Source organism: Modestobacter caceresii (assembly GCF_000761485.1).
In the GTDB taxonomy this organism is placed as follows: Bacteria; Actinomycetota; Actinomycetes; order Mycobacteriales; family Geodermatophilaceae; genus Modestobacter; species Modestobacter caceresii.
Genome location: NZ_JPMX01000023.1, coordinates 25601 through 37952, shown reverse-complemented (window position 1 = coordinate 37952; position 12352 = coordinate 25601). Strand labels below are relative to the sequence as shown.

Annotated in this window: 12 protein-coding genes; 4 read left to right on the top strand and 8 right to left on the bottom strand. The window is 74.1% G+C overall.

What is annotated here, in order from left to right; translation table 11 throughout:
- Positions 1–2 precede the first annotated feature (2 nt).
- The 3 genes from IN07_RS07095 to IN07_RS07085 all read right to left on the bottom strand — a co-directional run bounded on the left by IN07_RS07095 (position 3) and on the right by IN07_RS07085 (position 3484).
- Complete coding sequence (locus tag IN07_RS07095; RefSeq protein WP_231558033.1) at positions 3–1382, bottom strand: MFS transporter; 1380 nt, start codon at positions 1380–1382, stop codon at positions 3–5.
- Positions 1379–1813 (bottom strand): MarR family winged helix-turn-helix transcriptional regulator, encoded by a 435-nt coding sequence (locus IN07_RS07090; RefSeq protein WP_036334681.1) that lies wholly within the window; start codon positions 1811–1813, stop codon positions 1379–1381. The genes IN07_RS07095 and IN07_RS07090 overlap by 4 nt, the downstream gene beginning before the upstream one ends.
- A gap of 111 nt (positions 1814–1924) precedes the next feature.
- Positions 1925–3484: an NCS2 family permease gene (locus IN07_RS07085; protein ID WP_036334680.1), complete on the bottom strand. Its 1560-nt coding sequence runs from the start codon at positions 3482–3484 to the stop codon at positions 1925–1927.
- A gap of 165 nt (positions 3485–3649) precedes the next feature.
- Here IN07_RS07085 and IN07_RS07080 point away from each other — a divergent pair, with 165 nt between their 5' ends.
- Positions 3650–3859 carry a DUF2530 domain-containing protein gene (locus tag IN07_RS07080; RefSeq protein WP_036334679.1) on the top strand — a complete coding sequence of 70 codons (210 nt, stop codon included), beginning with the start codon at positions 3650–3652 and terminating at the stop codon, positions 3857–3859.
- 96 nt (positions 3860–3955) lie between these two features.
- On the opposite strand, the gene IN07_RS07075 is transcribed toward IN07_RS07080, so the two are convergent.
- The gene (locus tag IN07_RS07075) at positions 3956–4777 is read right to left on the bottom strand and encodes a DUF3027 domain-containing protein (RefSeq protein ID WP_036334743.1); all 822 of its coding nucleotides are present in this window, start codon (positions 4775–4777) and stop codon (positions 3956–3958) included.
- A 255-nt stretch (positions 4778–5032) separates the two neighbouring features.
- Here IN07_RS07075 and IN07_RS07070 point away from each other — a divergent pair, with 255 nt between their 5' ends.
- The gene (locus IN07_RS07070) at positions 5033–5539 is read left to right on the top strand and encodes a DUF2771 family protein (protein WP_036334678.1); all 507 of its coding nucleotides are present in this window, start codon (positions 5033–5035) and stop codon (positions 5537–5539) included.
- A gap of 37 nt (positions 5540–5576) precedes the next feature.
- Here IN07_RS07070 and IN07_RS27030 read toward each other — a convergent pair whose 3' ends face one another.
- The 4 genes from IN07_RS27030 to IN07_RS07050 form a co-directional block, all read right to left on the bottom strand.
- Entirely contained in the window at positions 5577–5960 is a 384-nt protein-coding gene (locus tag IN07_RS27030; RefSeq protein ID WP_036334677.1) for a cold-shock protein, read from the bottom strand.
- Between the two features lie 143 nt (positions 5961–6103).
- Positions 6104–7759: an AMP-binding protein gene (locus IN07_RS07060; RefSeq protein WP_036334675.1), complete on the bottom strand. Its 1656-nt coding sequence runs from the start codon at positions 7757–7759 to the stop codon at positions 6104–6106.
- Positions 7756–7977, bottom strand: a complete 222-nt coding sequence (locus IN07_RS07055; protein WP_036334673.1) for a hypothetical protein — start codon at positions 7975–7977, stop codon at positions 7756–7758. Before IN07_RS07055 ends, IN07_RS07060 begins: the two co-directional genes overlap by 4 nt.
- A 116-nt stretch (positions 7978–8093) precedes the next feature.
- Entirely contained in the window at positions 8094–8612 is a 519-nt protein-coding gene (locus tag IN07_RS07050; RefSeq protein WP_036334671.1) for a hypothetical protein, read from the bottom strand.
- A 66-nt stretch (positions 8613–8678) separates the two neighbouring features.
- On the opposite strand from IN07_RS07050, the gene IN07_RS07045 reads away from it, so the two are divergent.
- Together IN07_RS07045 and IN07_RS07040 are read left to right on the top strand one after the other, a co-directional pair.
- Complete coding sequence (locus IN07_RS07045; RefSeq protein WP_036334669.1) at positions 8679–10937, top strand: helicase C-terminal domain-containing protein; 2259 nt, start codon at positions 8679–8681, stop codon at positions 10935–10937.
- 140 nt (positions 10938–11077) lie between these two features.
- A partial coding sequence (locus IN07_RS07040) for an SAM-dependent methyltransferase (RefSeq protein WP_052090988.1) occupies positions 11078–12352 on the top strand: 1275 nt, incomplete at its 3' end.

Below are 12352 nucleotides of genomic sequence, written 5' to 3'. Positions count from 1 at the left end.
TCTCAGCGCTCCTGGTCGCGCGCCCCCTGCTCCCCAGGCCGCTCGCCGTCGGTCACCGCAGCCAGCCCGGCGGCGCGGGTCGGCGACGTGGCAGCCGCGACGTGCAGCTGCATGCTGGGTGGGCGGACGTGCAGCTCCAGGCGCACCCGCCGGCCCCGGGAGAGCACCGCCCCCGCCGCGACCGCCGTCACCACGACGACCAGGCCGCCGCCGATGAACCCCCAGGGCGCACCGAAACGCTCGGAGACCCAGCCGATCAGCGGCGCACCGACCGGCGTCCCGCCCATGAAGCACATGAAGTAGAGCGCCAGCACCCGGCCGCGCATGTGCGGGTCCACGCCCAGCTGCACGAAGCTGTTGCAGGCCACGCTGAACACCAGCGCCGCTGCGCCGGTCGGGATGAGGACGGCGGTGAACGCGTAGTAGTTGCCCATCAGCCCGCTGACCACGAGCAGCAACCCGAACGCGACGGCGGAGACGATGAGGAAGCGCTGCAGCGGCCGCGCGCTGCGCCGGGTCGACAGCAGTGCACCGGACAGCGAGCCGACGGCGTAGGCGGTGGAGAGCAGCCCGAATGCGCCGGCGCCGAGGTCGAACACCTCCCGGGCCATCAGTGCGATGGTGATCTGGGAGTTGAAGCCGAAGGTGCCCACGCAGAACGCGAGCAGCATCGCCAGCTGCAGGTCCGGGTGCTGTCGGGTGTAGACCAGCGTCTCCCGCAGCTGGCCGCGCGAGCGGGCGACCGGCGTGCTGCGGCTGAGCTCCCCGACCCGCATGGCGGCCAGCGCGGCGATGGTGGACGCGTACGTGGCGGCGTTGACCAGGAACGCCGGGGCGGTGTCGCCGCCCGAGACCGCGATCAGCGCCCCGGCCACCGCGGGGCCCACCAGCCGGGCGCTGTTGAAGACCGTGGAGTTCAGGCTCACCGCGTTGGCCAGCAGGTCCGAGCCGACCATCTCCGAGACGAACGACTGGCGCACCGGGACGTCGAGCGAGGACACCACGCCCAGGCCCAGGGCCAGCAGGTAGACGTGCCACAGCGCGATCGCGTCGGCGGCGACCATCAGGCCCAGCGTCAGGGCGAGCACGCCCATGACGGCCTGGGTGAGCATCAGCACCCGGCGCTTGTCGTACCGGTCGGCCAGCACCCCGCCGTAGAAGCTGAAGAACAGCGTCGGCCCGAACTGCAGGGCGGTGGTGATGCCCAGTGCGACGCCGCTGTCCCCCGACAGCTGCAGCACCAGCCAGTCCTGACCGATGCGCTGCATCCAGGTACCGGTCTGGCTGACCAGGTTGGCCGAGACGTAGAGCCGGAAGTTGCGGACGCGCAGCGCGCGGAACATGCCGGCGCGTTCCGTGCGGTCAGGAGGCGTCGAGGTCACCCACTGGCGAGCTTCTCCATGATCACCGCGGCCTCGCGCAGCACGGTGCGGTCCTCGGCGGACAGCTCCTGGAGCCGGCCGGCCAACCACGCCTCGCGGGCCCGGATCTCCTCGGTCAGGAGCTCCTCGGCCTCCGCGGTCAGGTCGATGACCACCTGCCGGCCGTCGGTGGGGTGCGGGGTGCGGGTGACCAGCCCACGGGACTCCAGCGCGACGACCACCCGGGTCATCGACGGCGGCTGCACCCGCTCGTGCGCGGCCAGCTCACCCGGGCTCATCGGACCGTGCCGCTTGAGGGTCGACAGCGCCGCCAGGTGGGTGAGGGTCACCGAGGTGTCCACCCGCTGGTTGCGCAGCCGCCGGGAGAACCGCATGACGGCCAGCCGCAGGTCGTGGGCGAGCGCCGCGGTGTCCAGCGTCGTCCGTGCCACGTCTGCCACCTTAACCGGAGTAGAAAGCCTGCCTAACGAACGGTAGGTGATGGAACGGCCCCGTCCCGGGGCCCGCCCTGAGCCGGCGAAGGGTGGGGAGGACGGGGTCCTTCAGAGGAGCTGCTGGATCGGCTCGAGCGCGAAGTAGACGACGAAGACGGCGGCCACCACCCACATGAGGGGGTGCACGTCGCGACCGCGGCCGACCGCCAGCCGCAGCAGCACGAAGCTGACCACCCCGGCACCGATCCCGTTGGTGATCGAGTAGGTGAACGGCATGAGGGCGATCGTCAGGAAGGCGGGGATGACCAGCGACATGTCGTCCCAGGACAGGTCGCGGATCTGGCTGATCAGCATGGCGCCCACGATCACCAGCACCGGAGCGGCGGCCTCGGAGGGCACCACCTGCACCAGCGGTGTGAAGAAGGCGGCCACCAGGAAGACCAGGCCGGTGACGACGCTGGCCAGGCCGGTGCGGGCGCCGTCCCCGACGCCAGCGGCGCTCTCGATGTAGGTGGTGTTCGACGAGATGCTCGACGCGCCACCGGCCGCCGCGGCCAGCGAGTCGACCAGCAGGACCGGCTGGGAGCGGGGCAGGTTGCGGTCCTCGTCGAGCAGGTCGCCCTCGGCGCCCACCGCCGTCACGGTGCCGACGGTGTCGAAGAAGTCGGCGATCATGATCGAGAAGACGATGAGCAGAGCGGCCAGGACACCGATCCGGTCGAAGCCCCCGAACAGCGAGAAGTTGCCGATCAACGACAGGTCGGGCAGGCCGAACCAGTCGTCGGGCCAGGAGGGCACCTGCAGCGCCCAGCCCCGCGGGTCCAGCTCGTTGCCGTCGGGGCCCACCCGCGGCCCGATGCCGGCGATCGCCTCGACCACGATGGCGAACAGCGTCGTGAGCACGATGCCGATGAGCAGCCCGCCCCGGACCTTGCGGACGACGAGCACGCTGGTGAGCAGCAGGCCGACGACGAAGGTGAGCATCGGCCACCCCGCCAGCTGGCCACCGACACCGAAGCTGATCAGCGGCAAACCGGGCCGGATGACGCCGGCGTCGGCCAGCCCGATGATGGTCAGGAAGAAGCCGATGCCGACCGCGATGGCGATCTTCAGCTGGGCCGGGATCGCCTCGAACACCGCCCGGCGGAAGCCGGTGAGCACCAGCACGGCGATCAGCAGGCCCTCCAGCACGACCAGCCCCATCACCTCGGGCCAGGTGAGCTGGGTGGCGGCGTAGACGGCGACGATCGCGTTGATGCCCAGGCCGGTGGCCAGCGCGAACGGGTAGCGCCCCACGACGCCCATCGCGATGGTGATCACGCCGGCCACGAACGCGGTGACGGCGGCGACCGAGGCGAACGGCAGCGTGTTCCCGTTGACGTCCGCGCCGGACAGGATGATCGGGTTCAGCACGACGATGTAGGCCATCGCGAAGAAGGTGGTGAAGCCACCACGCACCTCACGGGCAACCGTGGACCGCCGCTCGGTGATCGAGAAGTAGCGGTCCAGCCCGTTCTTGGGGCGCACCCTCGGCCCGGGGCTGCGCCGGGGGCCGGTCACGACCTCCGCGGGGGTCCCGGCGTCGGCCGGTGCGGGCGCGGAGCCGACTGCGGTCGCACCGGTGCCACTGACGACCTTGCGGGCACGCTTGCGGGACTTGTCGGGCATGGGTGGACCCCCGGGGACGGCGACCGGCACGGCTCCGGCGGGGTCGACGTCCCCGGCGGGCCGCCCGGTGCGGGTGGCATCGAGCGGCGACAGCGTGCCACACCGCCCGGGCGCGTCGGACGGACCACCGTTCCGACCTGCGGTTCAGCGGCCTAGGGTCGGGGGGTGCCCGCTCCGACCCGGCCCTCTCCGCCGCCCCTGCAGGTCGACACGGTGCGGGTGGTCCTGACGGGTACCGCGCTGTGGGCGATCGCCCTGGTGGTGCTCCTCCTCCTCGGCGACCGGGTCGACCCGGTCTGGACCTGGACCTGCGTGGCCGGCATCGTGCTGCCCGGCCTCGGGCTGGCGCTCATGCGCTGGCAGGGCCAGCGCTGAGACGACCTGCTGCCTTGCACGCCGAGTGGACGCACTGCACGTGCTGCAGGACGTGCACGGCGGGTGGAGAGCGTGCAGTGCGCCGCAGCGCCGCGCTCAGATGACGTCGAAGTCCGCGGTGTCGTAGCGCGCCGTGGGCGTGAACTCGGCCGGCTCGCCGTCGGTGCGCTCCAGGCTGGCCTGGCTGTGCGCGCCGCAGCCGTAGTCGGCGGTGACGACGTGCCCGTCGGCCGGGGCGTAGGCGTTGCTGCAGGCCCCGAGCGAGAGCCGGAGCGAACCGGCCAGCGGCAGGTAGAAGCCGCAGGTCGAGCAGGGGCCGGGGGCGTGCCGGGCCATCGACGAGCGCGGCCCGAAGTCCCCGTCGCGCCAGCGCTGCGCGGCCTCGATCCGCCCCTCGGGTGAGAGCACCCGCTCCCGGCCGATGCCCATCTCCTCGGCGACGACGCGGCCGGCCGGGTCCTCGGCGGAGTCGTCGTCGGCCAGGTACGCGGGCACCAGCCGGGCGTCGTCCTCGGTGGAGGGCAGGACGTCTCCCACCGACAGGTCGCCGGGGCGCAGCCGCTCGTGCCACGGCACCCACGCGGGGGCGAGCAGCGCCGAGTCACCCGGGAGCAGCACGACCTCGTCGAGGGTGACCTCCTCGGCGCCGGGCACCGTGGCCAGTGTCACGGCCCAGTGCCACCCGGCGTAGCCGAGCAGGGTGGCGGCGAAGGAGTGCGTGCCGACGACGCCGAGCGCGGGGTCGGCCTGCTCACCGAGCGCCTCCGGGGTCACCCCCAGGTGCTCGCCGACCGCCGCCGGGTCACCGGCCACCTCGATCGCAGCGGCCCGGGCCTGCTCGACCGCAGCGGCCAGCACCTCGTCGGGAGAGGAGCCAGGGGACGCGGCGGCAGGAGTTGAGTCGGACACGTCCCCCATTGTCGCCGATGGTGGCAAGGCCGTCCCGGCCAGGGAGGCGTCTTCCACCCGCCGCGCGCACAGGCGACTGCGGCACCATGGGCGTGTGCCCGACGCCTCCGCCCCGCGCACGCCGGGAGCTGGGGATCGCGCCGGCCATCACCGGCCGGCGGGGCTCCCCGTGGCTGCAGCGCTGCCGGTGCTCGCCGTCGGCCACACCCTCTGGAGCCTGCGCAGCCGCCGGGTCATCCGCACCACCGACCGGGAGGCGGCACCGTGAACGGCGCAGGACGAGCATCGGGGACGGCACTGCTGAGCGGGGTGCTGCTGCTCGCCGGGTGCGGGGACTCCGGCAGCTCCGGCGGAAGTGCCGGGGACGACGGCGGGACCGTCCCCTCGGTCACCGTGCAGGCCGGGGGGGACCCGATCACCGTCGACCCGACCCAGTACTGCCTGGACGGGGAGGGGCAGCGCTACCGGACCGAGCCGACGTACCTGGAGGTCGCGCCGGACACCGAGATCGTGCTGGAGGTGCCCGATGTGGTGGCCGAGGCCGGCTGGAGCGTCCAGGTCTTCGACGAGCGGCTCGAGGAGCGGATCGGCGACATCGACGTGCCGGCCGGCACCGCTGTCCTCGACGAGATCAACACCTCTGACGTCGTCCCCCCGACCTACTACCTGGTGGTCGTGGAGGACTCCGACACCGACGCCTGCGAGGGGCTCTCCGGCGCCTGGCCGGTGGGGTTCATCCGCGCCGACACGACCACCAGCCCCGCCGGCTGACGGCCCCGCTGCAGGAGCCCGGCAGCGGGGTCCTCCGTCAGGCGTCGAGGTCGTCGGCGACCGCGCGCAGCACCGCGGCGACCTTGCGGGCCATCGGCTTGTCGGGGTGCCGTCCGTGCCGCAGGCCCTCCGAGACGCCGTCCAGCAGGGTGATCAGGTCCTCGATGATCGGCACCAGGTCGTCGGGCTTCTTGCGGGTGCCGGCGACCGCGGACGGCAACGGGTCGAGCACCTGCACCTGCAGCGCCTGGTCACCCCGGCGGCCCTGGACGATGCCGAACTCCACGCGCTGGCCGGGCTTGAGCTCGGTGGTGCCGGCGGGCAGCGCGTCCTTGTGCACGAACACGTCCGGGCCGCCCGCGTGGGCGAGGAAGCCGAAGCCCTTCTCCGCGTTGAACCACTTCACCTTGCCGCTGGGCACGTCGATCCCTCAGTCAGTCGTTCCTGGTCCCGGCCGTCGCGGCCGGTGGCGTCGGCAGCCGCGGTGGGCTGCGCTCCCGCCAGGTTAACCACGACCAGCCACCCCGCGGCCACCGCTTTCGGGCCGGGAGCGGGCGGCGGGGCTCAGGCGAACCGGTGTGCGGCTGCCGCCTGCAGGCCCAGCTCGTCGATCGACGCCTCGCGCATCTCGACCTTGCGCACCTTGCCGGTGACCGTCATGGGGAAGGCGTCGACGACCTTCACGTACCGCGGCACCTTGTAGTGGGCCAGTTTGCCGGCACAGAAGGCCCGCAACCCCTCCGCGGTGAGCGGCTCCGCCTCCGCGCGCAGGCGCACCCAGGCCATCAGCTCCTCGCCGAACCGCTCGTCCGGGACGCCGATCACCTGGGCCTCGACGACGTCGGGGTGGGTGAAGAGGAACTCCTCGATCTCCCGCGGGTACACGTTCTCCCCGCCGCGGATGACCATGTCCTTGATCCGCCCGACGATGTTGAGGTAGCCGGCGTCGTCCATCACGGCCAGGTCGCCGGTGTGCATCCAGCGGGCGGCGTCGAGCACCTCGGCGGTCTTCTCCGGCTCGCCCCAGTAGCCCAGCATCACCGAGTAGCCGCGGGTGCAGAACTCACCGGGTTGCCCGCGCGGGACGGTCAGCCCGGTGTCCGGGTCGACCACCTTGACCTCCAGGTGCGGGTGCACCCGCCCGACGGTCGACGTCCGCCGCTCCAGGTTGTCGTCGGCGCCGGTCTGGGTGGACACCGGGGAGGTCTCGGTCATGCCGTAGCAGATGGTCACCTCCGCCATCCCCATCTCCTCGACCACCCGCTTCATCACCTCGACCGGGCACGGCGAGCCCGCCATGATCCCGGTGCGCAGGCTGGACAGGTCGTAAGAGGCGAAGTCCGGCAACGCCAGCTCGGCGATGAACATCGTCGGGACGCCGTAGAGCGAGGTGCACCGTTCCTCCTGCACCGCCCGCAGCGTCGCGGCGGGGTCGAAGCCGGGCGCCGGGATGACCATCGTCGCGCCGTGCGAGGTGCAGCCGAGGTTGCCCATCCCCATGCCGAAGCAGTGGTAGTAGGGCACCGGGATGCAGACCCGGTCGGCCTCGGTGTAGCCGCAGCCCTCGCCCACGAAGAACCCGTTGTTGAGCAGGTTGTGGTGGGTGAGCGTGGCGCCCTTCGGGAAGCCCGTCGTCCCTGAGGTGTACTGGATGTTGATCGGGTCGTCGGGCGAGAGCTGCGCCGCCCGCTCGACCAGCCGGACCCGGTCGCCCGCCCGGCCGGTCTCCAGCAGCTGCGCCCACTCCTCGTCACCGAGGAACACGACATCGCGCAGGTCAGGGCAGCCCCCGCGCACCTCGTCGACCATGGCGCGGTAATCGCTGCCCTTGAACTCCGGCGCGGCCACCAGCACCGAGATGCCCGCCTGGCGCAGCACGTAGGAGAGCTCGTGGGTGCGGTAGGCGGGGTTGATGTTGACCAGGACGGCGCCGAGCTTCGCCGTCCCGTACTGCACGAAGACCCACTCGGCGCAGTTCGGCGCCCAGATGCCCACCCGGTCGCCCTTGGCGACGCCGAGGGCGTCCAGGCCGAGCGCGCAGGCGTCGACCTCGGCGACCAGCTCGGGATAGGTCCAGCGGCGGCCCGTGGCGCACTCGACGAGCGCCTCGTGGTCGCCCACCCGCGCTGCCGTCCGGTCGAGGTCGTCCCCGATCGTGTCGCCCAGCAGGGGCACCGTGGAGGCGCCGCTGCTGTAGGACGGCAGCGCGGGCACCGTCACCGGCCCTCGCCCGCCATCAGGCCGGCCCGGTTGGGCTTGTCGACCGGGTGGGCGTAGCGCAGCCGCTCCGGCGGGAGCGGGAAGGCGTGGTCCTCACCGAACGGGGAGAGACCGCCGGCCATCTCGCTGACCAGCTCGGTCACCGGCGGACCGTCGCCGCTCGACTGCCCCCAGGTCGGCTCGACCAGGTGAGCGTGCTTCGCCTTGCGCTTGGACATGACGCCTCCAGTTGCTCTGCCGGGCCCGGGAGTGCTGCCCGGGTGCCTCGTCGGCCATCTTCCCGCGTCGCACCCGGCTTCCGCACGCCGCGGGGTGGCCGTGTCGCTGGGAGGGGTCAGCGCCCGCCGGCCCGCCGGGCGCCGTAGACCGTGCCGGCACCGTCGGCCGTCAGCAGCCACTCCCGCGGGGAGACCTCGGCGTAGCGCACCTCGGCGCCGTCCAGCCGCTGCACCGCGCGGGTGCGCCAGACGGCCGTGGACATCAGCTGCAGCCGCAGCGGCTCGTCGGTGAGCTCGTCGTACCCGACCGGCTCGACCTGCAGCAGCGCCGGGCCGGCGATCCGCAACCGCCCGTGCTGCCACGGCTCCCGGGCCAGGGCTGCGGTCCACCGGCGGGCGCGCAGCCAGGCGCCCAGCCCGATGACGGCCACGACCAGCCCGCCGACGAGGAGCAGCACGACCATCAGCCCGGCGAACGGCGGCCGCGCCCCGCCGTCGGCGGTGATCCGGATGACGGCGGCGCCCATCAGCCACCCCAGGACGACGGCGACCACGCCACCGGCCAGCCAGCGCAGCGCCCCCGCCCGGAGCGCGGCCAGGTCGGTGCGGGTCTGCGGGTCGTCGAGCGCGGGCACCCCCGGATGGTGACAGAGCCCGGCCGCCCGAGCGGGCGGGCCGGAGCGCGACGTAGCGTGGACCGGATGCCCACGGACCAGCCCGCCACGCTCGCCGCCTGGCTGCGCACCCGCACCGACGAGCAGCTGGGCGCCCTCCTGGCGGCCCGGCCCGACGTCGCACGCCCGGCGCCCTCCGACGTGGTGGGGCTCGCGACGCGGCTCGCGGTGCCCGTCTCGGTCGACCGCGCGCTGGACGAGCTGGACGCCGCGACCCTGCAGGTGCTGGACGCGGTGCTGCTCTCCCCCACCGACGGCGTCCCGCGCACCGAGCTGCCCGGGCTGCTGCCCGACGTGCCGGCCGGGGTGGTCGAGTCCGCCGTCGAGACGCTGACCGGCCGGGCGCTGCTCTGGGGCGACGCCGACCTGCACGCCCCCGAGCCGGTGCGCCGGGCGGTCCGCTACCCCGCCGGGCTCGGCCGCCGGGCCACCGACCTGCGGGTCCCGCTCCCCCGCGACCTGCCCGACACGCTCGCCGACCTGGCCGCCGACGAGCGCACGGTGCTCGAGCGGCTGGCCGGCGACCGCCCGGTCGGCCACCTCCCCGACAGCACCGACGGGTCGTTGAGCCCGGCCCGCCGGCTGCTGCAGGCCGGGCTGCTGGCCCGGATCGACGCGGTCAACGTGGAGCTGCCCCGCGAGATCGGCCTGGCCTTGCGCGGGGACCGCCCGCTCGGCCCCCCGAGGCTGCGTCCGGAGCCGGAGGTCAGCGAGCGGGACCCGGCGATCGTCGACCGGCAGGCCGCCGGTGCCGCACTCGAGGTGCTCAGCCGGGTGAACGACGTGCTCACCGCGCTGGAGGAGGAACCGGCCGGGCTGCTGCGCAGCGGCGGGCTGGGCGTGCGGGACCAGAAGCGGCTGGCCAAGGAGCTGCGCATCGGCGAGGCCGACCTCGCCTTCCTGGTCGAGGTCGCGCACGCCGCCGGCCTGCTGGACGTCGGCGGCGCGCAGCGCGACGAGTGGCTGCCGACCCGCGGGTACGACGCGTGGCGCGAGCAGGACCTCGCCGACCGCTGGGCGCTGCTCGCCGCCGGTTGGCTGACCAGCGTCCGGCTGATCTCGCTGGTGGGCCAGCGCGACGTGGCCGGCAAGGCGGTCAACGTGCTGTCCCCCGACGTCGTCCGGCAGACCGCGCCCACCCTGCGGCGCTCGGCGCTGGGCGTGCTCGCCGAGTTCCCGCCGGGGCACGGTCTGACCGCACCGGAGCTGGTGGCGCTGCTGCGCTGGCGCACCCCCCGGCGGGCCGACCGGCTGGCCCCCGTCCCCGACCTGCTGGCCGAGGCCGACCGCCTGGGAGTGCTGGTCGGCGGCGTGCTGAGCAGCGGCGGGCGGGCCCTGCTCACCGCCGGGGAGGACGACGCCGCGGACGCGATGCGTGGGCTGCTGCCGGCCCCGGTCGACCACGTGCTCGCCCAGCCCGACCTGTCGCTGATCGCCCCCGGGCCACTGGTGGCCGACCTGGCCGCCACGCTCGCGGTCGTCGCCGACGTCGAGTCCTCGGGCGGGGCCACGGTGTACCGGGTGTCCGACGCGAGCATCCGGCGGGCACTGGACTCCGGCTGGTCGGCCGGTGAGCTGCAGGACCTCTTCACCCGCGCCTCCCGCACGCAGGTGCCGCAGGCGCTGGAGTTCCTGATCGACGACGTGGCCCGTCAGCACGGGCGGCTGCGGGTGGGCGCCATCGAGTGCTACGTCCGCTCCGACGACCACGGCCTGGTCTCCCAGGTGCTCAGCGACCGGCGGACCGCCGGCGCAGAGCTCCGCCGACTGGCCCCGGGGGTGCTGGTCAGCGGGCTGGGCGCCGACGAGGTGCTCACCGTGCTGCGGGCCGCCGGGTACGCGCCGGCCGGGGAGTCCTCCGGCGGCGCGGTGCTGACCCGCCCGAAGGCGCCACCGCGGGCGGCCGGTCGCCGTCCTGGTGCGGTGGCTGCGGTCGGTCCCCGCCCGCTCGCCCCGGACGACGTCGCCGCCACGGTGCGCGAGATCCGGGCCGGGGACGCCGCCCTCGCCGCCCGGCGCACCGAGTCGGTGCGCCAGGTGCCCGGGGTGACCACCGCGAGCACGCTGGAACTGCTGAGCCGGGCCGTGCGTGAGGGCCTGGCCGTCTGGCTGGGTTACGTCGACGCGCAGGGCAGCGGCAGCCAGCGGGTCGTCCAGCCGGTCTCGCTGGCCGGCGGCTTCCTGCAGGGGTTCGACGAGGGGCGCGGGGAGAGCCGCACCTTCGCCGTCCACCGGATCACCTCGGTCGCCCTGGTCGGCGCGGAGGACGCAGCCACGCCGTCCTGATCTCTGTTCCCTTGATCGGGTGAGTCCGGGATGATCAAGCATCCGCCCGGCGTTGCGCGGATCGGTTGGCGTGTGCAACCAGCTGTCGGGCAGCAGACCCCGGACCTCCGCTGGTTGCCGCCGGGGTGAGGAGCGTGGACATGACGAGGCAGCGGACGGTGGCCGATCGGCTGGCAGCGGCACTGGGAGCGGTGCTGGGGACGGCGCAGCCACCCCTGCGCCTGCGCGGGTGGGACGGCTCCCTGGCCGGGCCGCCCGGCGCACCGGTGCTGGCGATCCGCTCCCGCCGGGCGCTGCGCCGGCTGCTGTGGTCACCCAGCCAGCTCGGCCTGGCCCGGGCCTACGTCGCCGGGGACATCGACATCGAGGGCGACGTCTTCGCCACCTTCGCCGCACTGCGCTCCGCCGGCCGGCTGGCCGAGACCGGCCCGATGGCCCCGCCCACCTGGCGCGAACGGCTCGGCCTGCTCGGCACCGCGGTGGCACTGGGGGCCCTCGGCCCCGAACCGGCACCCCCGGCCGAGGAGGTCGACCTGGGGCGGGCCGGACGACGACACTCCCGGTCCCGCGACGCGGCGGCGGTCTCCCACCACTACGACGTCGGCAACGACTTCTACGAGCTCGTCCTCGGCCCCTCGATGGTCTACTCCTGCGCCGTCTGGGCCACCCCGGAGACCGGGCTGGACGCAGCCCAGGAGGCCAAGCTCGATCTGGTCTGCCGCAAGCTGGGCCTCACCGAGGGGGCGCGACTGCTGGACGTCGGCTGCGGCTGGGGCTCGATGGCCATCCACGCCGCCCAGCGGTACGGCGCCGAGGTCGTGGGGATCACGCTGTCGGAGGAGCAGGCCCGGATGGCCCGCAAGCGGGTCGCCGAGGCCGGGCTGACCGACCGGATCGACATCCGGGTGCAGGACTACCGGTCCGTCGACGACGAGCCCTTCGACGCGATCAGCTCGATCGGCATGGCCGAGCACGTCGGCCGGGCCCAGATGCCCGAGTACGTCGCCCAGCTGCGCGCCCTGCTGCGCCCCGGCGGCCGGCTGCTCAACCACGCGATCAACTGGAACGCCGGCACGACCACCCCCGACCCGGACACCTTCATCTCGCGCTACGTCTTCCCCGACGGGGAGCTGCTCGGGCTGGGCGAGACGGTCGGCCTGCTGGAGTCCGCTGATCTCGAGGTGCTCGACGTCGAGGCGCTGCGCCAGCACTACGCGCTCACCCTGCGCGCCTGGGTGCGGCTGCTGGAGCAGAACTGGTCCGCTGCCGTCGCCGCCTCCAGCGAGGGGCGTGCGCGGGTCTGGCGGCTGTACATGGCCGCCTGCGCGCTGGCCTTCGAGGCCGGGGACATGGGCGTCAACCAGGTGCTGCTGCAGAAGACCGGGGGCGAGCAGCCGCCGCTGCGCCGCACCGCC